This window comes from Phaeodactylibacter luteus, from assembly GCF_007993045.1.
In the GTDB taxonomy this organism is placed as follows: Bacteria; Bacteroidota; Bacteroidia; order Chitinophagales; family Saprospiraceae; genus Phaeodactylibacter; species Phaeodactylibacter luteus.
In genome coordinates, this window is the sequence record NZ_VOOR01000031.1 from 1 (window position 1) to 25535 (window position 25535).

A 25535-nucleotide genomic window follows, 5' to 3' on the forward strand; every position below is an offset into this window, starting at 1 on the left:
GTATTTTTTATTTTTAAATGCTTTGACCGAAAGGGCGTATGGCCTGGCCCGCCACAGCGGGTACAGCAGCTTGCAGCACGGTGCCGGCCAATCTCAGAACAGGCGCTTGCGCTGGAAGTACCAGGTTACCAAAAGGCTGAGCGAAATAGAGACGGCTACAATGACAGGGAGGGCATAGGGCTTGCCTTCCAGCGGCAGCGGGATGTTCATGCCATAAAAGGAAGCCACCAGGGTGGGCACCATGAGGATGATAGTGATGAGCGTAAGGCGGCGGATGGTGATATTGAGGTTGTTGGAGATGATGGAGCCATAGGCGTCCATTGTACCATTGAGGATATTGGTGTAGATATTGGCCATTTCGAGCGCCTGACTGTTATCGATGATGATGTCTTCGAACAGGTCGGCCTTATCTTCATCGTCCCGTATGCCCAAATAGTCGGTCCGCTTCATTTTCATCTTCAGCAGCTCGTTCGCGCTCAGGGAATTCACGAAGTAGACCAGGCTTTTTTCTATGCTGAGCAGCTGTTTGAGCTCTTTGTTCCTGGAGGAATCGTAGAGCTCTTTTTCGATGAGGTTGCGCTTGAGGTTGAGCTTCTTAAGGCAAGTCAGAAAGCGGTAGACATTCTGCTCCATGATCTGCAGCACAAAAGAACTGTCGTGGGCAGGCTCAAACCCCCGCACTTTCCCGTCCAGGAAAAGCTGCAGCACAGGGCTCTCATAAGCAGTGATGGTGATGAAGTGGTCTGGGGTGAGGATGATACCGATAGGGACGGTAATATAAATGGCGTCGTTCTCTTCTTCCCCCTCGTTGAGGATGGGGGTATTGACGACAATAAGCCGGATATCGTCCTCCCTTTCATAGCGGGAGCGCTCATCAATATCAAGGGAGTCGGTAAGGAAGTCTAAGGGGATATCAAAGCTCTGAGCAATATCCTCCAGCTCTTCATGGCTGAATGGAGGGGAGATATTGATCCAACAGCCGGACTGAGGCTCTTCGAGCTCCTTGAGTTTTCGGTCCACCTTGGCGTAATACCGGATCATACATGTCGCTTAATGGGTAAATGACTCCGCCCGGGCAGGGCGCAGCCCCCCCTATGCAGGGCAAACATACAACTTCTGACGGGCAACCACCACGCCGTTTTCTGTTAATTCCACGATAAATCTCCTCCCATCAGGAAGGCATAGCCAGCCGTGCCCGCAATTGCGCAGGTGCGCCAGCCCTACTTAAACCGGATGGCTTTGACCGGGCTGATACGGGTAACGAGATACGAGGGGAGCACCAGAAAAACCAAGGTTATCACGAAAGTCCCTACATTGATCAATGCAATAGGAGCCCAGCGCAGGGCGATAGGGGCAGTAGACAAGTAGTAGTTCTCCTCAGAAAGGCGGATGAACTCGAATTGGTCCTGAAGCAAGCACAGCCCGATGCCAAAGCCATTGCCCCACAGCAGCCCCATCAGCAGGATGTAACCGGCATAGTACAAAAACATTTGGCGTATTTTCCAGTTGCCTGCGCCCAAGGCTTTCAGGGTGCCGATCATATTGGTCCGCTCCAGGATTAGGATGAGCAGGGCGGTGACCATATTGATGATGGCCACGATGACCATCAGCGTCAAAATGACAACCTCGTTGATGTCCTGCAGGTCTAGCCAGTCGAATATCTCCGGCATTTTCTCCCGGATGGTCTCCGCATACAGGTCACGGGGGAGCTCTTCAAAATAGATGTGCTCGGCCAGCGGTATGAGGTCGTCTATATCGTCTATAAAAACTTCAAAACCACTGACCTGATCTTCCCTCCATCCCAGAAGGCGCTGAATCTGACGGATATCGACCAGGGCAAATTTCTGGTCGTACTCCTCCAGCCCGGTCCGGTACACCCCGCTCACGCGGAAACGGCGCTGCAGCTGCTCGCCTTTTTCCACAAAATGGGTAATAAAGGTATCCCCCGTATCCAGCTGCAGGCGGTTGGCCGTCTGCTGGGAAATCAGGATATCCCTAGACATGCTGCTGTCGGGGTATTGGATGCGGGCGCCCCGCTTGATGTACTGATCCATAAAGGACCAATTAAAATCCTGGCCGACACCTTTGAGGATGATGCCCTCTATTTCCTTGCGCTCGCCCTGGCCGGCCTCGATGATCCCCGGCTTAATGGCAAATGCCTGAATATGGCTTACCCCGCCCTTCGTAAGCCGTTGCCGCTCTACCGGCTGCCCCATCCACATTTCCCGGGCCAGGTAGGGCACAGGCCCCAGCGTATCCAAATGCGGGTAAAAAGGCTGATCCGTGCTGATGGGGTAAGCCTCCAGCAAAGAGCGGTTGATGTCGGTATCTGTAATATGGATATGCCCCCAAAACCCGAAAATCTTGGAGCTGATCTCTTGCTTGAAGCCAGCTACAAGAGCCGTTGCAGCAATCATAACGGCCACGCTCAAAGCTACGGCAACGATGGCCACACGGATGATGAGGCGGGAAAAAGAGGCCTGCCCGGAGGCCGCCACTCGTCTGGCAATGAAGTATGGGAGATTCATGTGGGGCAAATATACTGCCCACACACCAAATGGCTTAATATTACGGCCGGTAATGATGGGCGTTTCTCATGGGCGCAGCCCGGGCAGCCATTTTGGGGGCTCCCCCCGCCTGAAGGCGTGGGGCGCTACGCTCCGGGGCTCGCTGCCCGCTCGGCCCTGACGGGCTTGACACCCCTGCACATCGCTAGCCCGATGCCAGCAGGCTATGCCCTAGTGCCTCAAGCCATAAATCCTTGACACCCCAAGTTTCGTTATTTTCCGCCTACTCTTCGTTAAAGAACCGCTCCTTTAGCTCGGGCTAAAGTCGCGAACCTTCGCCTTGATTAGCCGGCAAATAACTTCAACTTAAGTATCAGAGATTTATGACTTAAGGCACTAGCCCGTTCTGGGATTTTGCCCCTCCGGCGGTGCACAGCACACACCGCTGCCTCAGCTCACAGGGGCAGCTTGCTCGCCCTCCCACACAGCAGCTTCCTGCTTCATGGCAGCGGCCTGATCCGCCCCAAGGTACCCGTCAATAAAGTGGTGGGCCAGGTAAATGAATGGGGTCAGCACAATAGCCATGATGAACTTATAAACGTACTGTACCGTACCTACGGCCAAGAGCTGATCCCAGGTCCAAGGCTCCACATTGCCTACCAGAGCGGGCCCAAACTTGAATGCCACAGCCAGCACCACAAAACTGTCAAACAGCTGTGAGATCAGGGTAGAGCCCGTGGCACGAAGCCAGACCAGCCGCTCCCCGGTCAGGCGCTTGATGCGATGGAAAGACACCACATCTACCAGCTGTGCAATCAGGAAAGCCGCCAGGGAGCCTACAATGATGAGGAGCCCCTGCCCGAGCACCACACTGAAGGCCTTCTGCATGTCCGGCACCCCCTTCGTGGTGTTCTGCCCTACCCACCAATCGGCCGGCGCCAGCTGTATAGCCGCAAAAATCATAACAAAGGCATAAGTGATCAGCCCAACGGCCATAAACGACAGCAGCCGTATCCCCCGCTTCCCATAATACTCATTGATGACGTCCGTCATCACAAATACAATCGGCCAGAGCAGTACCCCTGCTGAGAATTGCAGCGCCCCCTCCTGCCCGAACAGGTTGAAGTTGAAGCGCTCCAGCCCCAAGGTGTCCTCAAATGCAAAAATCTTGACCCCGATAAACTCCGCGACCAGGGCATTGGCGACAAAGAAGCCGCCCAGGATGACAAACAAAAATGTTGGCCTGTGGCTGAGCACATTCACCGCCCTCAGCCCGCTCCACTTCCCCTGATTGGCCCCTGATTGATCCATATTATTTGTTACTTTGAAAAAAGTAATAACTTTTGCCAAGCCTTTGTTTCCGGCCGGGCAGTATTATTTCCTCCCATTTTACGAGGGCCAACCTTCAAACAATGCCGGCAGCCATGACGTTGGGCATGAAGAAAGACTTTAGGATCATGAGCAAGAAAAACAAAAAGAAACGCATTGGGGTCGTCTACTCCACCAACCCTGATTTCGATTACAGCTTCGACGAAGGGGGCACGGAAGAAGCGCTGCCAGGCAGTCAGCAGCGGCTCCGTGTCCTGCTCGACCGCAAGCACAGAGGGGGCAAAGAGGTGACCCTCGTCACCGGCTTTAAAGGCCCGGAGGAAGACCTGAAAGCCCTCGGCAAAATGCTGAAGTCAAAATGTGGCGTGGGCGGCAGCGTGAAAGACGGCGAGATCATCGTTCAAGGCGACCACAGGGACCGCGTAGTGGAGCTGCTGAAAAAAGAAGGCTACCCGGATACCAAAAAATCTGGCGGCTAACATCATGACGGCCGAACAGCCGCCTAAATCTGCTGCCCTTCTTTCCATGCTTTCACCAGCATGAGCACGCGGTTGTAATTCTGTATGCCCTCTTCGATGCCCTGCGCTTTCAAATAAGAATTGTACAGCAGGTAACGGAAAGATGGCAGGATATCCGGATACGCCATCAAGTTAGCATTGATGGCGTCCAGGTCTGCCTGAATGCCCAAGGGCAGGCTCTCCCGGAAAGTGCGGTAGCCATCCCGGTCTACCCTCAGATAATTGGCAGCCAGGGTGCGCCAGTAGTCGAGGCGCCCTGCGTATGCTATAGCGGGGTCTGCAGCATGGAAACAGGTGACATAGGCCAGGAAGTTGCAGGTGCCCTCGTCCCCAAAACCAAACCCGTGCCCCATTTCATGGGCCATCACGCCCACCTGCTGTATAGGGTGCAAGCCTGCATCTACGTGCCCCTCCCCAGTCCAAGGGAAATACAGCCCCGCTGAGCTGAAGCGAAGGAATACCCCTTTCGGGTAAATCAGCTTGCCCCTGACACGGCCCGGGGCGGGGTAACCGTGGCTGTGCAGCCAAGCTTCCTGCTCGGCCCGCAGCACTTCCTCTAGGTTTTCCGGAAAATGTTCCCGCCCAAGGGCTTCAGTGCCCGCTCCCGGGATTTTGGCCCGGAGCACTTTGAGCGCATCGGCTTCTTGGTACATCGCCCGCCGGATCTCATCTGTAGACAACGGCTTCAACTGAAGCCCCAGTTCTTGCTCGATAGGCAGGCGGCTGTAGTTGTACCCCCAAAGCAGGAGGAACAAAAAAACGCCCCACCCCAAAAAGCCCAGCCACCATATCAGCAGCCCCTTTAACTTTTGCCCTATGTGGCCCTCGCCCGCCCGCCACCGGTACACGCCCTTCGCGGCCAGGTAGAGCAGCCAGCCTACAAACAGGTAAAGAGCAGGGAAGGGCAGCCACCCAAAGGTGTAGTCGATCAGGGAGCGCACCCCCACAAAAAGGCCCCTGCTGTAAAACTGCTCTATCCAGAGCTCGGGCAGCAACAGCCGCCCTGCCCAGGCCAATAGGCCAAGTGCCAGCCCAACGTACGCCAATGGGACAGAACGGAAACGGGCTTTCAGCGGTACAGCGTCTTGAAGGGCCATATCTGTGTTTTTCTGTTTTTCAAATGGCAAGGCCAGAGGTATAAACTTTTATTCCCGGCCCGTTGTTGTCCCGAAATGCAAAATTGATTGCACAAAACCTGCCCAAAAAGTCCGGGGCCGGACCTAAAAAGGCAGTGAATCTTTATCTTTGCAACCCGGAAGCGCCCCCGGGCGTTAGTAGGTTGTTCTTTTTTCATAACCGATCCAAAATCATACACAATGGCATTTGAATTCACGGATGCGAACTTCAAGGAAACTGTACTCGATACTGAAGGTGTAGCTGTCGTTGACTTTTGGGCAGAATGGTGTGGCCCATGCCGCATGATTGGCCCGATCATCGAAGAGCTTTCTGACGAATATAAAGACAAGGTGAAGGTGGGCAAGGTCAATGTCGACCACAACCCTGAAGTCTCTATGAAATACGGTATCCGCAGCATCCCTACCATACTCGTACTTAAAAATGGCGAAGTGGTGGAAAAACAGGTCGGCGTGACCACCAAAAAAGCATTGGCTGACAAAATCGAGGCTCACCTCTAAGCCGCCTCAGGCATCAGCCCGGAGAAGCCCTTGTTCAGCGCACAGCTGTGCAAGGGCTTTCCCATAATCCCGACCCTTCCACAAAAAACAAGCCATGAACCTCTCCGATAATTATGATGTACGCGACCTCGACAAACTCGAACTCCTCGCCCGGCAGGTGGTGGAAGGCTTTATCATCGGGCTCCATAAAAGCCCCTTCCATGGCTTTTCAGTAGAGTTTGCAGAGCACCGCCTTTATAACCAAGGGGAGGACACCCGGAATATCGACTGGAAAGTATTCGCCCGGACGGACAAACTGTTCACCAAGCGGTTCGAGGAGGAGACCAACCTGCGCTGCCAGATCGTCATCGATACGTCCTCTTCCATGTACTTCCCCGAAGCAGATGGAAGGGCTTCCGGCAGCTATCTCAACAAGCTGCGCTTCTCTGCCCTCGGAGCAGCAGCACTGATGAACCTCCTGCAACGGCAGCGGGATGCCTTCGGGCTTAGCATTTTTGACGAAGCCGTCCAAACCCATACCCACTGCAAGAGCAGTACCTCCCACTACCGCCTCATGCTCACCCACCTCGAGCAGGCCATCAATTCGCCACAGCGCAACAAAACGACTTCAGCCGCACAGGCCCTACATCAAATCGCAGACAGCATCCACAAACGCTCCCTTGTCATCATCTTCAGCGATATGTTCGATCAGGCCGAAGACCCCGAAGCCCTGTTCTCTGCCCTGCAGCACCTCAAGCACAATAAGCACGAAGTTGTCCTTTTCCATGTAGTGGACAAAGCCATGGAGCTAGATTTTGAGTTCGAAAACCGCCCGTACCTCTTTGTGGATATGGAAACCGGGGAGGAGGTCAGGCTGCAGCCCAACCAAGTCAAAGATTACTATATCGACAAGATGAGGGGCTTTAAGGAAGCGCTCAAGTTCAAGTGCCTGCAATACAAAATCGACTTCATAGAAGCGGACATCAAAGAGGGCTTCAAGCCGGTACTGCAGTCTTACCTGGTCAAAAGAAGCCGGATGCGGGTGTGATCAGGCCTCACCGGTAAGCCACTTTTTGAACCCGGGCGAACGCTCTGTACTCACCACCACCTCGAAGGTGGGCTCAGGCCCCAATGCTACTTTCACTCGTGATTTTGATACCGCGTACATCTCTGCTATGGCCTCCATAGCGAAAATCACCTGCCGGTTCGCCCGGAAATAGCGGCGGGGGTCGAGCGTTTCCTCCAGCTTGTCCAATGACAACTCTAAAGGGTAGCGCTTCCCTTCCTTGCTCATCATGAAGGTAGACTTGTTCTCGGTGTAGAAGTATGCCCCGTCCTCCAGGTCCACCACCTTGAGCTGCTGCCCGATACGGATGAGGAATCGTTTGCCCGGGCTGCTGCCCTGCACCGATTCCAGCAGGGCGGCCCAGTCGGGGGCAGCCTTTTTTTGTTGGTGCTCGTACCGCTGTAGCGCTTCCGACAGCTCCGCTTCTTTGACCGGCTTCAGCAGATAGTCTATTGCGTGTACCCGGAAAGCCTGAAGAGCGTATTGGTCGTAAGCCGTTATAAAAATGACAGGCGCCTCCACCCGGCCTAGCCGGAACAGCTCGAAACTAGCGCCATCAGCCAAATGTATATCCATCAGGATCAAGTCGGGCGAAGGATGTGCCGCTAGCCAGTTGAGCGTGCCCTCAATGCTTTCCAGCACTTGCAGCACCTCTGACTGCGGGGCTATGCGCAATAACATTTTCTGTAGCCGCCGGGCAGCAGCCTCCTCGTCCTCAATAATTAGAATTTTCATGCCTCAGCTTTTATGGCCCGCTTATTTCAATAGCGGAATGACTACGGCAAACAGGCCAGGCTCGTCAATAATCCGTACCGGAGGGGCAGCAAGCAGCTGATAACGGCGTACCAAGCTTTGCAGCCCAAACCGGGTGGAAGGCTCAGCAGTCAGCTTTGGCTGTTTATTGTTGCTGACCTGTATTTGGCGGCCTTCTATTTTGATCTCAATTTGCAATGGCCGGGATTTTACGATCACATTGTGCTTTACCGCATTTTCTACCAACAACTGCAAAGCCAGCGGCACTATCCGCAGATGCCCTTCGGGCTGCCCCACCATCTTGAGCTCCAGCCCCCGCCCATAGCGCTGATGCAGCAGAAAGGCATAATCTTCCAAAACCCTCAGCTCTTCGTCAAGCCCGATGAGCGGCTGCTCTCTGTATTGTAAGATATTCCGGTAAAAATCAGCAAGCCGCCCTACAAAGACGACTGCATCTTGGGGCGACTCTTCGATCACCCCCGCCAAGGTATTGAAGCTATTGAACAGGAAATGGGGGTTGATCTGGCTTTTTAGGGCTTCATATTGGCTCTCCACTTTTTCCTGATGCAGGGCGGCCAGCCGTTTCTGCCTCGTTTCCCGTAAGCTCACCGCATACCATACGCCCCCACTGATTAAAGCGCCCGCGAGCAGGATAAACCACCACCGCTGCCAAAAGGGCGGAGCAATCGCAAAAGCAAAAGCCGCTTCGGGCTCTCCATTAAAGGTGCCGTTTTCTGTAGAAGAAACACAAAACCGGTATCTGCCCGGCGGCAGATTGGAATAAAAAGCTTGCTGATCCCTGCTCTCGATCCATCCAGGGTCCAGCCCCTCCAATTTGTAGCGGTAGCGTACCTTCTCCGGGCTCGTATACCAAAGCCCCACAAACTCAAAAGCCAGGTTGTTCTCATCGTGCCGAAGCCGTTTGCGGGGGCGGATATCGGATGGGGAAAGAAATACCGAAACCCGCTTTATAACTGTACTCGGATGGATCGAAAAATCCCCTCCTATGGCCGTGTAGCGGATGAGCTTTTGCTGAACCCCAAGCCAGGTTGTCCTCCCCTGCCCCTGCCCCACTGCATTTAGGTTGGGGTCTAAGCCTTTTACATCTGCCTCCTCATCGTAATAAATGAGGTGCTTGCTCACGGGGTCGAGCCGGTCAATACCCGAAGCGTGGATGATGAGGATGTTGCCCAGCGCATCCGTCGCCAGGCTCGACACCGCCAGATCCCGTATGCCTTGCCGCATGGCCAAATGGTAAAACCGCTCTCCATCGTACTCAAATATGCCATTGCGTGCCGTACTGAACCAAATATGGCCGCGCTCATCTTCTGTTATGGAATATACGGCCTGAAAAGACACCGAGTCAGTGCCCTGAAAATTATAAAGCGAGGCTCCGTCCCACATGCTCAACCCTTCCCCATCTGTGCCCAGCCAAAGACGCCCTTTGCGGTCTGAGAATACGGTATACACAAAGTTGGTGCCCAAGGCAGAATGATGGCCAAACTGCGGGAGCAGTTGCAAAGGCTGCTGCCCTTTTGCCGGCACCAAACGGTTTACCCCGCCCAAAGTAGCAAGCCAGATTTCGCCACCCTGCCCTGTAATATCCAAAATGCTTTCATTGGAAAGCCCATCTTCCGCAGTAAGGTGGGCAACGGCAGCCCCTCCATCATCTAGGATATACAGCCCGCTGCCAAAAGTGCCAGCGTAAACTTTGCCATCAGCTCCATCGTAAAGAGACAGGAAATTGCCGTCTAATATTTTATTGAAATGCTGTCCCTGAGGGGTACGGGTGTACAGCCCTTCCTGACAGCCAACCCAGACTTGCCCCTGCCCGGTTTCCATGACCGCCTGTATGGATTGGAATGGCCCCTCTACAAACTCAAACTGCCGGTTGGCTTTGAGCAGCCCGTCTGTCAGGCTACAAGCCCAAAGGTTGCCTTCCCTGTCTTTCAGCAGATTGCTCACGCGGCTGTCCGCTAATGCACGGCCAGCTGCCTCCGCTTCCAGCTGCCCATTCTGCAAATGGTAACGCAGCAGCCCATCTCCTTCTGTCGCAATCCAAAGCTCTAGCCCTCCAAAAAGGGCGAGGCTGTTGATGGGCGCAAATGGCCAATGTGCGAGCAGCGGCTCACAAGACCGGCTGCCAAGGTCAAAACGGGCGATCCCCCCACTGTGGGTACCCAGCCAAAGCACCTCGCCCTCCCCCGGCAAAATCACCCGGACAATCTCGTCGGGCACCCCTTCCTTCCTTCCAAAATGTTGCAGCCGCTTCTGCCCTTGCTCAAAACGGCAAGCGCTGAGGCCGCCATCTGTCCCCACCCATGCCGTACCAGACGTATCTACGTGCAGCGTATAAATATCATTCCCGGGCAAGCCATCTGCCTCATCTATATTGTAAAGATGTTGCCCATTGTGCACATAAAGCCCTTCTCCGTAAGTCGCTATCCAAACTTGCCCGTCCGGGCCATCCGCTATACCGGTCACCGGCACAGCAGGCAGCCCTTCTTCGATATCCCACAAGGCAAAAACACCTTGGCTTTCACGGTAAACCCGCCCATCAGCATAACCGGCCCAAATCTGCCCCCTGCAAGCTCCAATCGCCGTTACTTTATTGTCCGTTTCGCTACTAGGCATCACGTACCACTCCGTACGCTGCCCATCAAAACGGCCAAGGCCCTGATCGGTCCCCAGCCAGATGAACCCATCGGGAGCCTCAAATGCCAGCCGGGGCCCTACCCCCTGAAGCTCCCGCTCCAATGATTGCGGCTTGAATTGAGGGACCTGAGCCTGCAAGACAGGCCAACCGGTCAAAAACAGCACCGCACCGATGAGGTAGTAAGGCATAGTTTTTCGCATACTTTTCCAGGCTCTCTAGCAACCTCGGCTTCCAAATTACTGCTTCAGCCATGCATATCCAAATGCGCCTTGGGGCCTTCCCCTGCCTAACAGCAGGGGCCGCTATGCTACGGGGCTCGCTGCCCGCTCGGCCCTATCGGGCTGAGAGCTAGTTAGGATTTTGCTTTTGGAGCGAACGCAGCCAAATTTTGCCCTGATCGAGGCGTGATATATTCAAGAATGGGACAAAGGGCCCCATTCTTGAATCCAATAGCCTTAGCTACGTGACCGAAGAACAACGAAGAGCAGGACAAAATTCGGCAAGAGCAGCCCGAAGGGTAAAATCCTAACCAGCTCTTACACCCCTCCGCAGCGCTAGTCCGGTCCCAGCTTGGGCTAAGCTCCTTACTGTGGGGCCAATGTGCCTTCTACCCGCACAGCAATCTCCTCCGCTATCTTCTGATAGACAATCTTCGGGATGCTAATGCCATGCTCTTCTAGCAAAACGGTAAAGTCTGACTTCAAATGGACCCCGGAGCCATCTACCTTTAGCTCGCTCTTGATGATGCGCTCCTGCTCGATCCCATGTATATTCAGCTTCCCTTTTGCGCGCACAACATAGTCCCCTGGCACAGAAAAATCAACCTCTTCGATAATGCGGCCGCTGAAGGTAGCAACGGGGTAAACATCGCTTTCCAAGTAGTTCTCATTGAAGTGCTCCCGCTGCAATGGGCTGTTGAACCCCTCAAAACTAGACATCGGTACAGAAAAGGCAAATGCCCGGGCTTCAGGATCGATGACGCCCCGCAGCGCCTTCGACCGGGCCTCGATCAGCTCAAGGGGCGCATCGCTGCGGAAATAGGCCTCCCCTTCGTTCAACAGGTAGCGCTGCGATAGCAGGGCTGCCGGTGCCGACAGGGAAATCATCCATAGCAGTAAGCGTACTTTAAACCACTTCATCAATCGAATTTTGGTTTCACCACCGTAAACACTCTTGATACATTGAAACCGAAGTGAATGCCGCCGTTGCCCCAATCCTCCACCGTCTCAGTTACAAACCCGGGCTCGATCATAGACGTAGAATTGGTCAGGTGCAACTGGAAAACATGACCGCCGGTCTCAATATCCAGCCCCACAGAAAGAGCATTGCGGAACCCCGGCAGCAGTTGCCCCGGCTGTACATAAATATACTCTGCATTGAGGGCCAACCGTTTGGTCAGCTTCACACGGCCTGCGACGGCCAGGGCAAATACATCATGCGCCTCGGCCCTGGTTTTTACCAGATTGCGGTGTACTAGCGTTGGAGAGGCCTGAAGGGAGAACCCTTCGCTGAACTTCCGCCCAAGTATGAGCTGAAGGGTGTAGTACATCCGTGAGCTGAAGTAGTTCTCCCGGTCCGGGTTCGCCCACTTCATGGTTTGTATGGCTGTTGTGCCTAACAAAGCAGCTGAAACCGGCATTACCCTTTTGCCTTTGCTTTGCCTCAGAAATTTGTACTTCAAAAAACCGTCGTAAGTCTTTTGGTAACTGCTCCGGCCAACGCCCACGGTCAGCTGATCTGTCAGCCCATAATCGCCCCCAATACGGATAGAAGCGTTGTCTAGCCCAAAAAGCTCATAAGCCCCTCGGTTAAGGGTGCCAAAACGGTGGCTGATCTTGATGTCGAGCACACCTTGAGATGTGCTTTCCAAGCTGTGCAAGTTGATGACCCGGTTCGTCTTAAAACTGGCCGCAACATATTCTGTGGTTGGCTCAGGCTCCCCCAATAAAGAGAGCAGATCCTCTTCTTGAGCCTGCAAGCTGACTGGCAGAAAGAACAATAAAAACAGGTATGGTCTCATAGGATGAAAGTTGCCGCCGGGCGATAGGCCCGGCGGAGCGTCTTTGAAAAGGTAGTATCCGTTATGCCACTTAGATGTGCTAGGCCAGCCTAACGGTTGAGCGGCTGCAGGTTGCAGTCTACCCTTATTTCTAATTCTTTAGCGATATTCTCCCGCACAACGGAGGGGATTGCTATGCCGTAGTCCTCCACTGCGATCTTAAAGGTGGAAACGGCCTGCACCTGCCCACCTTTAACCGTAAAAGTGCCATTGGCAGCCACCGGGTTCGTCACCCCATGAATGGTCATATCCCCTTTCACCTCCACAGGATAGGTGCCATCTTTGGCCAGATCTACACTGCCCCAGTCTGAGAACTGCCCTTTGAAGGTCGCTTTGGGGTAGGTGCCGCTCTCCATATAGTTTTCATTGAAATGCTCTTGCATCAGGGCTTTTTCAAATTGAAAAGCTTTGATCAAGACCGCGAACTCAGTCCGCCCGGTCTCTGCATCTACCACGCTCGTGGCTTTGCTGTTGTGCGCCTCGATATCCTCAATGGGCGTGCTGGAAAAAAAGCTGACTTTGCCTTCACGGGTAAAGTACTTTTGCGCCTGCAAGGCGGGCATAGCCATCAAAAAGGCTGCCGCCGCAATCCAAATTTTCTGCTTAATCATGTTTTTTGAGTTTTGGTTATGAGCAACGCTAAGCTGCCCTGCTTTACATTTTCACACAGCGCACGAGCACCACGTCCATCAACATGCCCGTACATTTCCCTTTTAGGGTAAGCTTTTGCCCCGGCTCAGGGGAGAAGCCCTCATGATCTGTCAGCTCATCCATTTGGCAGATGACCCCAAACATATCGCTGCCGCTGTCCAAGGTTATGCTCAGCTGCCCGTTGTTGTCTTTGGATACCTCCCGGACCGTGCCCGAGACAGCCACAACCTTGTCCAGGTACTCTTCGTTGGCCTGTTGTTCATCTGCTTCGAATGAACCGAAGAGCGCTTCTGCTGAGACCGAAAACTCTGCGGCTGCACGCTCCATGTTTTGGTGCGGCTTATTAAATTGGTAGTACCCAATGCCCGCTCCGGCTGCGGCAAGGATCAACACAGCAAAAATCACTTTTTTCATTACACTAAGGTTTTGGTCGTTCTGTCGACTTGATGCGCAGGGCCAGTGTAGCAGTAAAAATGAGCTGTTTCACCCCTGCAATCACCCCAAGCGCATCAGGCCTAATTATCAGGGGCGCCGTCAGCAACCCACGCTTCTATTTTGGCAATGGTACACTCTACCAGCTGCGGTGCCCCTTGTGGCATAGGAGCAAACCCATCTAGCCTGCGGAGCACCCCTATAAGCTGCCCATTCGTAGCGTATTGCTGAAGGTTGTCATGCCCCTCCAAGGTCACGTTCCCAAAATTTGAGGCCCTGTTGTGGCAGTTCAGGCAGTTATCGGCAATGATAGGGGCCACCGTTGTGGAATAGGCAACATTAGCTGTGTCACAGCCCGTATCGGGGTAGAGCTCCTCCTCTACATCGTAGTAGCAGCCCTGAAGGCTAAAAAGTAACAGGGCTGCAAAAGCGAGCCCCTTGATACAAATCTTTTTCATAGCATTGTTTAGTTGTTGGGGGCGCCAGCTTCAATCCAAGACTGGATCTGGCTGACCGTACATTCTGGCAAGGGGCTGGCAGCACCATAAGGCATAGGGGTATACCCCGCTGACCATGAGACGACTCCCAAAAGCAGCCCCGACTGTGCAAGTGCAGCGACATTACCGTGCCCTTCCACAGAGATGCCCGCAGAAGGCGCACTGTTGTTGTGGCAGCCCAGGCAATTCGTATTCAGCACTGGAGCGATCTGAGCAGCGTAGCTGACCTGCTCCGTATCGCAGCCCCCGGCATCCGGGTCACAAGTTTCATTGGTTGCCCCCTGCATTATCCAACGGGAAATGATGTTGATCTGGTCAGCGGTCAGACGGCTGTTGGGGACTGGCGGCATCCGGTCATCCGGGTCATTATCCGTAATGACTTCGTACAGGTCGCTCCCATCGAGGTCGTAGGGCTCAACATCTGCAGAATTCACGACGGAGGCATAGGTCGTCAGGTTGACCCCATCCTGGGCAGAAGCCGCATCATGGCAACCACTGAACGCACAGTTGGAGCGCAAGATGGGCAAGACATCAAGTTCGAAATAAACGACATCCGGGTCGCAAGGGTCGCCTTGATTAACCGTCGTGTCCGTAGGGTTATCCGTACCGCCGCTGCCCCCACCACCGTTGCCGGTGGTATCTATAGGGGTAGCCCCGCCCTCGCTCATGGTCATGTCGTGCTGACAGCTGTAAGTACTCAGGATGAGCCCTGAGCCGAATACCAAAAAAACTGGAAAATACTTTGTTAGCGCGTGCATAGTTTTTAATTATGATGTAAAAGTAAGCCCCGCATACCCTATCAGCAACAAATAGGTGCTGAACGGGAAAAAGGAAGGGCTGAAATGGACTTTATGCCATCCTACAGCGTTCTTATTCCGAAACGGCTATGATGTAAGAGCGTGTTGGGACTTTAGCCCGAGCTAAAGGAGCGGTTCTTTAACGAAGAGTAGGCGGAAAAGAACGAAACTTGGGGTGGCAAGGATTTATGGCTTGAGGCACTAATTTTCGACTGGAAGGCCAAAATCCCAACACGCTATAAGGCAGGCTCGGCAGCCACCGTCCCATTGGCACGGCAACATCCATTAGCTTATTGAAGGCACAGCTAAACAACTGCTTTGCAAACAACAAGCATCCAAAACAACCCAAAGTCTCAGGCACAGGCCACAGCGCTCATGATGGGCCTATTGCTCATGGGCATAAAGTTCTGGGCGTGGTGGGCCACCAACTCCAATGCGATCCTGACCGATGCATTGGAAAGCATCATCAATGTGGTGGCCGCGGCATTCGGGCTCTACAGCATCTGGCTGGCAGCCCTCCCCCGCGACCGCAACCACCCTTATGGCCACGGCAAGATCGAATTCATCTCCGCAGGCTTCGAAGGGGCGCTCATTGCCATTGCCGGCATTACCATCATGGGCAAAGGGGTTTATAACCTCTTTCACCCTCAGCCCATACAACAGCTTACGCTGGGGCTGGCCCTCACGGCAGGTGCTGGGCTGGCCAACTACCTCTTAGGTGTTTATCTCCAGCGGGCCGGGCGGGAAAATAATGCCCTCATCCTTATCGCGAGCGGCGCCCACCTGAAGTCTGACGCTTATTCCTCAGCCGGGCTCGTGGCCGGGCTAGGGCTGGTCATGGCCACAGGCATCCCCATGCTGGACAACCTCCTCGCCTTGGGGTTTGGCGCGGTCATACTGATCACTGGCTACCGCCTGGTCCGTGAGTCCGTCGCTGGCATCATGGACGAAGCCGATTATCAGCTCATAGAGAAGATGGTACAGACCTTGAGGGAGAAAAGGCATACCGGCTGGATCGACATACACAACTTCCGGGTCATCAAATATGGGGCTACATTGCATATCGACTGCCACATGACCCTGCCCTGGTATTATGACCTGGAGCGCGGCCACGATGAGGTAAAAGCCTTTGAAGAGGTCATGAAGAATGCCTGCTCTGGGCCAGTAGAGCTTTTTGTGCACATCGACCCCTGCGAGCCGCCTGCCAATTGTGCGCTTTGCCCAGTACAGAATTGTATGTACCGGCAGCAAAAACAGGAAGCGGAAGTCATCTGGACGCTCGACAACATTATGAAGAACCAGAAGCACCAATTGTAAGCCCGCTTTTCAATATCTTTGGCCCAATGGCCATATCACTACAACTTGAATCTTTCAAGCTCACACAGTTCAAGAATTATGAGTCGGAGCAGATCAGCTGCTCGCCGGCCCTGACCTGTTTCACTGGGGCCAACGGCATGGGCAAAACCAACCTGCTCGACGCCATCTACTACCTCTGCATGGGCAAAAGCGCTTTCAATACGCCCGATAGCCAAATTGCACGGCATGGCTCCGATTTCTTCCGGCTTGAAGGGGATTTCCAGCGGGCTGGAACACGAGAGCACATCGTTGCCAAAGTCGTGCCGCGCAAAAAGAAGGCCCTCGAGCGCAACCGCCTGCCCTACCCTAAACTGAGCGAGCACGTCGGCCTGCTGCCCGTCGTCATGATCGCCCCCGATGACACCATGCTTGTCCAGGAAGGCAGCGAAGTGCGCAGGAGCCTCGTGGACAACACCCTGTCCCAGATAGACCCGGCTTACCTCAGCCATTTGATCGCTTACCAAAAGCTGCTGCAGCAGCGCAATGCCCTGCTCAAACAGTTTGCAGAACAGCGCATCTTTGATAAGGCCATGCTGGAGGTCTACGACCAGCAAATGCTGCGCCCGGCCCAAGTCCTCTATGAAGCCCGGTCGGCATTCATTGAAGGCTTCCGCCCAAAAGTCAATGCAGCTTACGCCCGGATATCCGGGCAAGCAGAAACTGTAGACTGCACCTTTCAGTCTAGGCTGGCCCAAGCCCCTTTTGGGCAGCTGCTGGAAGAGAGGCGGGACAAAGACCGCATATTGCAGCGGACTACCGCCGGGCCTCATCGCGATGACCTCGTCTTTTCCATTGGGGGCTACCCGCTAAAACGGTTTGCTTCCCAGGGGCAGCTCAAATCTTTTGTGCTCGCGCTGAAACTTGCACAATACCAAGTGCTGTTGGAAGAGAAAGGGCTGCCCCCAATACTGCTGCTCGATGACCTCTTCGATAAGCTTGACCCACAGCGGGTAGCGCAGCTGCTCGGTTTCCTCAGAGAACAGCCCTTTGGGCAGACTTTTATTACCGATACCGATCCGGAACGGATGAAAACCGTGGCTGGACAGAGCGATGCCCTTCACTACCAAATCACCAAAGGGAAAGCCGCCCGCTATCCCGAAAAACAGATCTAGCAGCTATGGAAAAACGCGAAGCCAACGAAACGACCCTAAAAGATGCGCTCAAGGCTATGCTTGAACACTACCGGCTAAAAGGCAAACTGAACCAAAGCCGTATCCGCCACCTTTGGGAGGAAATGATGGGGCCTTCTATTGCCAGCTACACGCGAGACATCAAGCTGTACAACAAAAAGCTGTTCATCATCATCGAATCGGCCCCGCTGCGGCAGGAGCTCGCCTTTGGGAAGGAAAAGATTTGCCGCAACCTGAACGAAGCCCTTGGAGAAGAGGCCATTGAGGAAGTCATTATCCGATAGCCAGTTGGCCAGGGCGCAAACCAGATAGTCGTTTTTTTTTGGAGGGGGCCTGCCCCTGCCAGCGGGCAGGTGCCGCTATGCTGCGGGGCTCGCTCTTCGCTCGGCCCTGTCGGGCCTGCCGCCCCTTCGCAGCGCTAGGCCAATGCCAGGCTATAAAGCCCAGAAAAGAAGAACGCCTGCGACATTTTGGTTCACGCCAGTTGGCCAGAACAAAATCTGGCTGCGCTCGCTCTAAAAGCCCCCCCAACAAGCCAACAAGGCCCGGCTGCAAGCTTGCAGCCGGGCCTTGTTGTTGGGCACCATGATCAGAACAGCCGCCGTTTATGGGCGCACGGCTTTCTTATCTTTAGCGTTCTCGGCATCAGTGCCAGGCCCGCCATCACGGCTTGCGCCCTTCTTTTTGCCTTTGGTCTGCTCTGCCAGCTTAGCTGCGTTGTAGGCATTCACAATGCCTCCGGTCACGCTCAGGGACTGGAAAGGGACCATATCGTCTTCAGAGCCTGGCTTGATAACCTTAATGGGCTCTTTTTCTACAGAGGCCATCAGGATCTCCTTCACCTGCGTGGCGGTAAGGTCTGGGTAATAAGAGCGGATCATAGCCGCTACGCCTGCAACAACCGGCGCGGCCATGCTCGTGCCTTGCAAGTTTTGGTACTCATTGTAAGGCGCAGTAGAGTAAATAGACATGCCCGGGGCGAACAGGTCTACATATCCCGGGCTATAGTTGGAGAAAGGAGCAGCCAGCTGCTCGCCCTCCTTCCAGTTCAGGGCACCTACCTCGATCCAGTTCTCTGCGTACTTAGCACCGAAGAGGTTGAGGAAGCCCCGCTTGGCAAACTTGTCGGTTGGGAAGTTGTTCCCTCCGTTGACTTCCTTGCCATCATTGCCCGCAGCGTGTACCAGGAGCACATCGTTCTTGAGGGCATAGCGAACGGCCTCATCCACCAGCTCTTTGCGGGGGGACGCCCCCTTTCCAAAGCTCATATTGATGACCGTAGCCCCGTTGTCCACAGCGTATACGATGGCAGCTGCTACGTCTTTGTCGCGCTCATCGCCATCGGGCACTGTACGGATAGACATGATTTTGACGTTGTTGGCAACACCTTTCATCCCCAGCCCATTGTCGCGCTCAGCAGCGATAATGCCAGCCACGTGCGTGCCGTGCAGCGCATCCGGCCCGCGCACATCGCTGTTGCCATAGTTGCGGTCGTAAGGGTCAGCGTAGTTGTCCCCTACCATTGGGCGGGGGTTGAAATCAGGGTTGTAATGGTACTCGTACTGCCCTTCCAAGTACTCAGCATATCCGCTCAGGTCGTCCAGGATACTTTCAAAAGACTCCCCCTTAGCCATCAATGACTTGGTGATCTGCAGGGCGTAAGTCATCATAGGGTCTTCTGTTTCGAACGCCTCGACGTCTTCAGCCTTGATTTCAGCCTTGCCGATCTCCTCTTCCAAGGTTTTCATGGCTTCCGCGATTGCCGTATACGTGGCCACATTCTCCTGTAAGCCCTCGCGCTTCTCTTCCACCACTTTTTTGTACTCTTCGTACTTGGCGTACTTCTTTTTGTCCTTTTTAGATAGTTTTTCAGGGTCTTTGCCCTCAAACATATCCTTGTATTTTTTGTACAGCCGGGTCACCTCCAGGTTGTCGTGCAAAATATTTTCCCCGTCCTTGTTGCCGAGGAAATTCCAGCCGTGGATATCATCAATATAACCGTTGTTGTCGTCATCAATGCCATTGCCGGGTATCTCGTCCACATTGACCCACATCACATCATCCAGGTCCTCATGCTCGTAATCTACGCCAGAGTCGATCACCGCTACGATGACCTCCTGTCCTTTTTTGCCTTTGAGGATTTCCTGATAGGCTTTTTCGGTGCTCACACCGGGCACACCGGCAGAAGGGTCAAGGTTAAACCAGTTTTCCGGAGCACTGTCCTGCGCGTTGAGGGCAACAGAGCCTGCCAACAGCAAACCCAAACCCAGCCATTTTTTCTTAAACATGTATCAATTTTTTGTTTGATTCCAAGATGAGCGGACTTGGCGCATTGGCCAGGTTTTTTGCTGATCTTGTTGTATACTACCAATAAACGATGCAAAATTACAGACGTTTCATTAAAGACCGGGTAAAAAATTGCCTTTTGCACAAGCGTAGCCGTATTAGCCCCCCTCAGCGTGGAATTAACCGCTCATCGGCCGTTAGCGCCAGCCATTTTTGCATCTTTGTAGACTTTTACCCCAAGCCATGCTCAACATCAAGCTACATATCACGCTGCTGCGCCGCTACCTGGCCTACTACCTTCGGGCTAAGACCCGCTACGATGTGCACCCGCCCTTCCTGTTCCAGCTTACCGAAGAGGTGCTCGAAGACGAACGCTTTTATTACGCCTTCCAGGATATTGCCCTGCTAAGAGCGCAACTGCAGCAAAACCACAGGTGGCTAGAATTGACAGATCATGGTGCCGGTTCGCTCATTAACGGCTCGAAGCGCAGGACTATTGCCGACTTGGCCCGGAATTCCGCCATCAGCAGGGAGAGCGGTGAGCTCCTCTTCCGGCTGGTCCGGTTTATGCAGCCCAAGCAGATGCTAGAGATGGGGGCTTCCCTAGGCATTTCCGCTGCATACCAGGCGGCAGCGGCGCCGCGCGGCGCAACGTTCATCACCCTCGAAGGCTGCCCACAGACTGCTGAGGAAGCCCGGTCGAACCTCCAACAGCTAGCTCCCGGCAAAATAGAAGTCCGCACCGGCCCTTTTGAAGTCTCCCTGCCCCTAGCTTTGAAAGACCTCGGCCGGCTCGACTACCTTTACCTCGATGGCGACCACCGGGAGGGGGCCAGCCTTTCTTATTTCAACACCTGCCTTCCCTACGCACATGATGGCAGCGTTTTCGTAATTGCCGACATACATTGGTCTGCCCAAATGGAGCGCGCCTGGGAGCAGCTGAAACAGCATCCTGAGGTGACGCTGTCGGTAGACCTATTCCACTTCGGGCTGCTTTTTTTCCGTAAGGCACAACTCGCCCCGCAGTCCGTTTCGCTCATCAAAGCCCGCTACAAACCCTGGCGCGCTGGCTTCTTTTCGGCTGGCTAGCGGGCGGAGCTGTATCAGGCTGGGCGTAAATCAATATGTCGCAGGCTTTGATGCTTTCCGGGCTTTCGGCTGGCATTGGCCTAGCGCTGCGGAGGGGTGGCCAGCCCGCTAGGGCCGAGCGGATAGCGAGCCCCGCAGCATAGCGGCACCTGCCATCCGGCAGGGGCAGGCCCCATCACATTGTACAGGGGCAGGCAAAAAACGACAACCGGGTTTGCGCCCATCAGGCTGGATGCACCAGGGGGCATTACAAGGTTAAATGGAGAGCTTTCCCCTCTAGGCTCGCGCAAAACCAAAATTAAAGTTTGAGGGCTGAGCTGTAGCCTTGAAAGTATGGCAGAAACTATTATTTTGTTTTTCGGGCCGGCGCCACAAGGCGAAGTCACAAAATTTGAGCTTAGCGGGCTAAATGAAAAATTAGTGAGGACGCCAGGTTCATGGAACGTTGATTTGCAATAGGAACGAGCTTCAAATATGCTCGTATCCTATGCCCAACTGGCTATCTGCTTCAATTTTTTTCTATTATTACGGATAAAATGTCTGGAAAATTTTAAATGAGTAAAATATATTTTAATATGATTAAAGTGATTGATCTTAAATTCCTAGGGCACCCTGAAGCCATAGCCGCTTTTTTGTTGGAAACAGCAAACGGGCCCGTCCTCTTCGAAACAGGCCCCTACGCTACTTTTGGACAGCTCGAAGAAGGGCTGGCCAGGCATGGCTATGAGCCCGGAGATGTAAAACATGTTTTCATCACCCATATCCATCTGGACCATGCCGGTGCAGCATGGGCGCTTGCCCAATCCGGCGCCACCATCTATATGCACCCTTTCGGGGCAGCCCATCTGCACGACCCCAGCAAACTGATGGCCTCAGCCGCACGGATTTATGGAGATGACATGGAACGGTTGTGGAGCGATATGAAAGGCATACCTATGGAACAGATACGGGCCATGGAGCATGAGGAAGCCATTGAAATTGGCGGGCAGCTGATAAAATCCTGGCACACCCCAGGGCATGCAGTGCACCATATTGCTTGGCAAGTAGCAGATAGCCTGATAGCCGGCGATGTAGCCGGTGTGGCCATAGCGGGCGGGCCGGTAGTGCCCCCCTGCCCGCCGCCAGATATCAACATCGAAGACTGGAAAGCCTCCATACAGCTGATGCGCAGCCTTCCACTTGCTCAGGTCTACCTGACCCACTTCGGGCGCATTGCGGGGCCTGCCCTGCCTGCCCACCTAGACGAGCTGGAGAAAGAGCTGGATGTATGGGCTGCATGGATAAAGCCCGAATTTGATCAACAGCACGACCCCGCAAGCATCACACCAAGGTTCCAAGCCTTTGTTGCGGCCCGCCTAAAGGGCAAGGGCGTGAGCGGGGAGCTGCTAGAAGTGTACGAAAGTGCCAACCCCAGCTGGATGAGCGTGGCGGGGCTGCTGAGGTATTGGAAGAAAAAGGCGGCATCTGGCCTGTAAGCCCCACGCTGGTGGGGAAAAACTACTGATTTAAGAGGATTCCCATAATTCACATCATTTCTACTTGGCATCGGACAGCAGCAATGCTTACCTTCATGTTGTAGTAACGCTTAGTCCAGCCGCCACTGCATGGGAAAAGTCCCAAGCTGTGGCGGTTATTTTTGCTGCCTCCACCCTACATAGTCGCCTGAGACAATCCGCTCTAGCCCAATAACAGGCCAAGCGTACCAATAACAGGCTGCCATCAGGCGGCGCCCCCCGGCCAGCTCCACTTCTACGCAGCCCCTGCTGTACTCGTGGGGAACAGGAGACGAACCGTCGCACCCTTCATAAGCATCCAACAGCCGGTACAAACTAGCAGCTTCTTCTATCCGGTATACTTCTCCCCAGACCCATTCATCTTCCGCAGATGCGGGCAGCATACCAGGGTAATCCCCAACGCTGTAAAGCTGGCCCTGTGCCCGGCCCGGCCCAATACACCTTGCCCATTCCTGGAGGTAGCGGGCTGGCCCTGCCCCAATTTCAGAACGGAGCGTCCCATAAACAAAAAGGTGTTCAGGCTGGCTCATGCAGGTTGCCATTGAAGCGGGTGTGAGGGAACTGCCCGTTAAGGGCCCCGGAGATAAAATCCGGCTGATTGCCATTGACGATCCTCATCTCAAGCCCGTGCCTGAGGCAGAGCTCGGCGGCATACACTTTGGAGGTCATGCCACCTGTGCCCAGCCCATTCTCCCGCTCCTCAATGAAGGCCTTCACCTGCTCTACCTCTGCCACCTGCTCAATGAGCCTGGCTTCGGGGTGGAGGTGCGGGTTTTGGGTATAAATGCCATCGATATCGGTGACGAGCATCAAAATAGCTGCCCCACTGATGATCGCGACATAGGCTGAAAGCTTATCGTTGTCGCCAAATACGATTTCATCTACCGCCACCGTATCATTCTCGTTGATGATAGGGATATAGCCGAATTCCAAGAGCTTGTGCAGGGTATTTTTCACATTCTCCCGTGCGGTATCATTGTCAAAGTCCCTATAAGTCAATAGGCACTGCGCTACCTGAAGCCCCAAGCTGCCGAAAACCTCGTCGAAAATCCGGATCAGCTTAGGCTGCCCGATCGCGGCCAGTGCCTGCTTGGAATCGATCTGTGCTGTGGAGACCTGATGTATTTCTGCAAACTGCCGGGCGGTGGCAATCGCGCCAGATGCTACTAAGATGACATCATAGGCTCCCCTTACTGACAAGATCTGACGGGCCAGCTGCTCAATGACAGCGTACGAGATGCGGTTACTGCCCTTGGTAAGCGTGGAAGTTCCGACTTTGATGACTAGCTTTTGCTTTTGCTCCATTTTGTGTCCTTTCAACAAGCAGACAAGTGCATTTAGCGGACCTGCCCATTGCCATAAACCATCCATTTGTTTGAAACCAGCTGCCCCGTGCTGACAGGCCCCCTTGCATGCAGCTTTTGGGTGCTGATGGCAATCTCTGCCCCCATGCCGAGCTGCCCGCCATCTGTGAACCGGGTAGATGCATTGTGGTAAACCGCTGCGCAGTCTGCCCCTTCTAAAAAGGACCGGGCCTCCTGCTCATCATCAGAAACGATGCTGGCACTGTGCCCTCCGCTGTACTTGTTGATCATAGCTATGGCTTCTGCCATGCTGCCTACTACCTTGAGCACAATTTTATGCGAAAGGAACTCTTCGTAATACACCGATTCCGGGACAGGCTGCACAGCCGGGTGGGCGCCCGCCCATCCGGCTTCGTCGGCTACAACTTCCAGCCCTGCAGCCGACAAGTCGCCCAGTAATTGCTGCAGTTTCCCCTCCAGGCCCTCCCATGAACGGTCGATAAGGACTTTGTCCAAGGCATTGCAGACACTGATGCGGCTCTTCCCGTTGCGGATGATGGAGAGTGCCATGCCATAGTCGGCTGCAGCACTTACGTAAAGGAAATTGTTGCCCCGCCCGCTCACGATGACCGGTATTTGGCTGTGCTCCCTGACAAAGTTGATCAGGCGCTCCCCCCCCCTTGGGATGATCAAGTCAAAGCGGTGTGGGTTTTCCCGGATCAGCTGTTGGGTAGCCCCTCTGTCCAACTGCAGGTAGTTGACAAAGCCGGGGCCGACATCATGAGCCGCTAGGGCTTCCTGCCAAAATTCAGCAAGCAGCAAGTTGGTGTTCAAGGCTTCCTTGCCCCCCTTGAGCCAGATCCGGTTGCCTGCTTTGAAAGCAGTGGCCGCGGCTTCGATAGTCACATCGGGGCGGGATTCGTAAATGATAAGGATTTTCCCAAAAGGGACCGTCTGATTGACCACCCGCATGCCATTGGGGTGGTCAAAACGGTAAAGCTCCCTCCCGACAGGGTCTGGCAGGGCTGCGGTCTGCAAGCAGGCTTCGGCCATACCCCTCACCTTCTCCGGCCCAGTCTTGAGGCGGTCGAACATCGACTCGTCCCCGCCCTTATAAGCGGCCAAGTCTTTGGCGTTGGCCGCAATAATAGCTTCCTCCTGTGCTGTAATTATACGGGCCAGGGCCTTCAGCACCTGATCCTTTTTGCTCCCGATATCCGTCATATTGTGCCTGTTCTGGTCCTGGCCCAATCGCCAGAACGGCACAAATATAAACCTTTTGTGCCCCCTGCCATAAGGGGCAGCTATAAGGGTGAGGCCGTAAAACCCTGTGTGCTGCCCCGCCCTAAAACAAAGGCCAGCTGCTGTGGTGGGGCATAGGGGTACCGGGGCCTGCACAATGGAAAATCCATCATTTTTTAGGAGGGCTACCAGTTTTCCCAAAAGCGCCAGCCGCCTTGGCCAGCCCGGTTGCCCCTTTTCAGCCATTTGCGCTTGACGACGACGTAGCGCAGGGAGATGCCCGTTTGCGAGTAAAAGGTGCGCGCCCCCCCAACCAGGTTCACTGCAGGCTTGAAGTCCCAAGACAAGTTGAGGCGGCCAAGGGAGAGCTCTATGCCCCCAATAAAAGTAAGCCCAAAAGGGTTGCGGTAGGGGCTGCCCTCCACATCGGCCGCTTCCCAGCCCCAACCTTTGTGCAGCCCTCCACCTGCGTACAGATTGAGGCGGCGGGTAAGGAAAGGCATGTGCTGTTCCCCCAAGAGGGTGAGCAGCACCTCTTCCCGTTGCAGGCTGCTTTGGGCAATCAGCTCTGCTGTGGTTTTCTTGGCCAGCCGCTGCTTGAAAGTAAGCCCCCAATCTGTGCCCAAACGCACGCCAAAGGCAGAATCATAAGACTGGGCCGCAACCGGAAGGGCGCTCAGCAGGAGCAAGAAGGCATACAGTATTTTCATATTGAGCCGCTTTTTAGTACACAGGA

Annotated in this window: 25 protein-coding genes; 8 read left to right on the top strand and 17 right to left on the bottom strand. The window is 54.3% G+C overall.

All coding sequences use genetic code 11. From position 1 onward, the window contains the following. Positions 1–93 precede the first annotated feature (93 nt). The 3 genes from FRY97_RS14300 to FRY97_RS14310 all read right to left on the bottom strand — a co-directional run bounded on the left by FRY97_RS14300 (position 94) and on the right by FRY97_RS14310 (position 3818). Positions 94–1041, bottom strand: a complete 948-nt coding sequence (locus FRY97_RS14300) for a magnesium transporter CorA family protein (protein WP_147168236.1) — start codon at positions 1039–1041, stop codon at positions 94–96. Between the two features lie 179 nt (positions 1042–1220). Next, positions 1221–2528 (bottom strand): ABC transporter permease, encoded by a 1308-nt coding sequence (locus FRY97_RS14305; RefSeq protein ID WP_147168237.1) that lies wholly within the window; start codon positions 2526–2528, stop codon positions 1221–1223. Positions 2529–2957: 429 nt separating this feature from the next. Next, on the bottom strand, positions 2958–3818 hold the full coding sequence (locus tag FRY97_RS14310) for a queuosine precursor transporter (RefSeq protein WP_147168238.1): 861 nt from the start codon (positions 3816–3818) through the stop codon (positions 2958–2960). Positions 3819–3964: 146 nt separating this feature from the next. On the opposite strand from FRY97_RS14310, the gene FRY97_RS14315 reads away from it, so the two are divergent. Continuing rightward, positions 3965–4315, top strand: coding sequence for a translation initiation factor (locus FRY97_RS14315; RefSeq protein WP_147168239.1), 351 nt, complete (start codon positions 3965–3967; stop codon positions 4313–4315). A gap of 23 nt (positions 4316–4338) precedes the next feature. Here FRY97_RS14315 and FRY97_RS14320 read toward each other — a convergent pair whose 3' ends face one another. After that, entirely contained in the window at positions 4339–5451 is a 1113-nt protein-coding gene (locus FRY97_RS14320) for a DUF3810 family protein (RefSeq protein WP_147168240.1), read from the bottom strand. A 219-nt stretch (positions 5452–5670) separates the two neighbouring features. Between FRY97_RS14320 and trxA the strand changes: the two genes are divergently transcribed. After that, positions 5671–5988, top strand: coding sequence for a thioredoxin (trxA, locus tag FRY97_RS14325; protein ID WP_147168241.1), 318 nt, complete (start codon positions 5671–5673; stop codon positions 5986–5988). 94 nt (positions 5989–6082) lie between these two features. Next, on the top strand, positions 6083–7015 hold the full coding sequence (locus FRY97_RS14330) for a DUF58 domain-containing protein (RefSeq protein ID WP_147168242.1): 933 nt from the start codon (positions 6083–6085) through the stop codon (positions 7013–7015). Here FRY97_RS14330 and FRY97_RS14335 read toward each other — a convergent pair whose 3' ends face one another. From FRY97_RS14335 to FRY97_RS14370, 8 genes are all read right to left on the bottom strand, one after another. Next, the gene (locus FRY97_RS14335; RefSeq protein WP_147168243.1) at positions 7016–7768 is read right to left on the bottom strand and encodes a LytR/AlgR family response regulator transcription factor; all 753 of its coding nucleotides are present in this window, start codon (positions 7766–7768) and stop codon (positions 7016–7018) included. It abuts the gene before it with no gap. Positions 7769–7789: 21 nt separating this feature from the next. Then, complete coding sequence (locus tag FRY97_RS14340; RefSeq protein WP_147168244.1) at positions 7790–10642, bottom strand: two-component regulator propeller domain-containing protein; 2853 nt, start codon at positions 10640–10642, stop codon at positions 7790–7792. Between the two features lie 384 nt (positions 10643–11026). Further along, entirely contained in the window at positions 11027–11581 is a 555-nt protein-coding gene (locus FRY97_RS14345) for a YceI family protein (RefSeq protein ID WP_246141733.1), read from the bottom strand. Beyond that, positions 11581–12462, bottom strand: coding sequence for a DUF5777 family beta-barrel protein (locus tag FRY97_RS14350; RefSeq protein ID WP_147168245.1), 882 nt, complete (start codon positions 12460–12462; stop codon positions 11581–11583). The genes FRY97_RS14345 and FRY97_RS14350 overlap by 1 nt, the downstream gene beginning before the upstream one ends. Before the next feature lie 89 nt (positions 12463–12551). Continuing rightward, positions 12552–13112 carry a YceI family protein gene (locus tag FRY97_RS14355; protein ID WP_246141734.1) on the bottom strand — a complete coding sequence of 187 codons (561 nt, stop codon included), beginning with the start codon at positions 13110–13112 and terminating at the stop codon, positions 12552–12554. 43 nt (positions 13113–13155) lie between these two features. Next, on the bottom strand, positions 13156–13566 hold the full coding sequence (locus tag FRY97_RS14360; protein ID WP_147168246.1) for an OB-fold protein: 411 nt from the start codon (positions 13564–13566) through the stop codon (positions 13156–13158). 101 nt (positions 13567–13667) lie between these two features. After that, positions 13668–14042 (bottom strand): hypothetical protein, encoded by a 375-nt coding sequence (locus FRY97_RS14365; protein WP_147168247.1) that lies wholly within the window; start codon positions 14040–14042, stop codon positions 13668–13670. Between the two features lie 8 nt (positions 14043–14050). Beyond that, on the bottom strand, positions 14051–14839 hold the full coding sequence (locus tag FRY97_RS14370; RefSeq protein WP_147168248.1) for a c-type cytochrome domain-containing protein: 789 nt from the start codon (positions 14837–14839) through the stop codon (positions 14051–14053). A gap of 357 nt (positions 14840–15196) precedes the next feature. Here FRY97_RS14370 and FRY97_RS14375 point away from each other — a divergent pair, with 357 nt between their 5' ends. Genes FRY97_RS14375 through FRY97_RS14385 form a run of 3 tightly spaced genes read left to right on the top strand, consistent with a single transcriptional unit; the run spans position 15197 to position 17648 of the window. Next, positions 15197–16195, top strand: coding sequence for a cation diffusion facilitator family transporter (locus FRY97_RS14375; protein ID WP_246141736.1), 999 nt, complete (start codon positions 15197–15199; stop codon positions 16193–16195). 26 nt (positions 16196–16221) lie between these two features. Then, on the top strand, positions 16222–17346 hold the full coding sequence (recF, locus tag FRY97_RS14380; protein ID WP_147168249.1) for a DNA replication/repair protein RecF: 1125 nt from the start codon (positions 16222–16224) through the stop codon (positions 17344–17346). Positions 17347–17351: 5 nt separating this feature from the next. Continuing rightward, complete coding sequence (locus tag FRY97_RS14385; RefSeq protein ID WP_147168250.1) at positions 17352–17648, top strand: DUF721 domain-containing protein; 297 nt, start codon at positions 17352–17354, stop codon at positions 17646–17648. A gap of 321 nt (positions 17649–17969) precedes the next feature. Here the strand turns inward: FRY97_RS14385 and FRY97_RS14390 are convergent, their stop codons facing one another. Continuing rightward, positions 17970–19652, bottom strand: a complete 1683-nt coding sequence (locus tag FRY97_RS14390) for a S8 family serine peptidase (protein WP_147168251.1) — start codon at positions 19650–19652, stop codon at positions 17970–17972. 241 nt (positions 19653–19893) lie between these two features. Between FRY97_RS14390 and FRY97_RS14395 the strand changes: the two genes are divergently transcribed. Beyond that, the gene (locus FRY97_RS14395) at positions 19894–20739 is read left to right on the top strand and encodes an O-methyltransferase (protein ID WP_147168252.1); all 846 of its coding nucleotides are present in this window, start codon (positions 19894–19896) and stop codon (positions 20737–20739) included. Between the two features lie 575 nt (positions 20740–21314). Then, positions 21315–22214, top strand: coding sequence for an MBL fold metallo-hydrolase (locus FRY97_RS14400; protein ID WP_147168253.1), 900 nt, complete (start codon positions 21315–21317; stop codon positions 22212–22214). 155 nt (positions 22215–22369) lie between these two features. Here the strand turns inward: FRY97_RS14400 and FRY97_RS14405 are convergent, their stop codons facing one another. From FRY97_RS14405 to FRY97_RS14420, 4 genes are all read right to left on the bottom strand, one after another. After that, positions 22370–22783 (bottom strand): gamma-glutamylcyclotransferase family protein, encoded by a 414-nt coding sequence (locus FRY97_RS14405; protein ID WP_170254655.1) that lies wholly within the window; start codon positions 22781–22783, stop codon positions 22370–22372. Further along, positions 22770–23558: a glutamate 5-kinase gene (gene proB, locus FRY97_RS14410; protein WP_170254656.1), complete on the bottom strand. Its 789-nt coding sequence runs from the start codon at positions 23556–23558 to the stop codon at positions 22770–22772. Before proB ends, FRY97_RS14405 begins: the two co-directional genes overlap by 14 nt. A 32-nt stretch (positions 23559–23590) precedes the next feature. Further along, a complete protein-coding gene (locus FRY97_RS14415; RefSeq protein ID WP_147168256.1) occupies positions 23591–24781 on the bottom strand; it encodes a glutamate-5-semialdehyde dehydrogenase in 1191 nt (396 codons plus the stop codon). 203 nt (positions 24782–24984) lie between these two features. Further along, entirely contained in the window at positions 24985–25509 is a 525-nt protein-coding gene (locus FRY97_RS14420) for a hypothetical protein (protein ID WP_147168257.1), read from the bottom strand. Positions 25510–25535 lie beyond the last annotated feature (26 nt).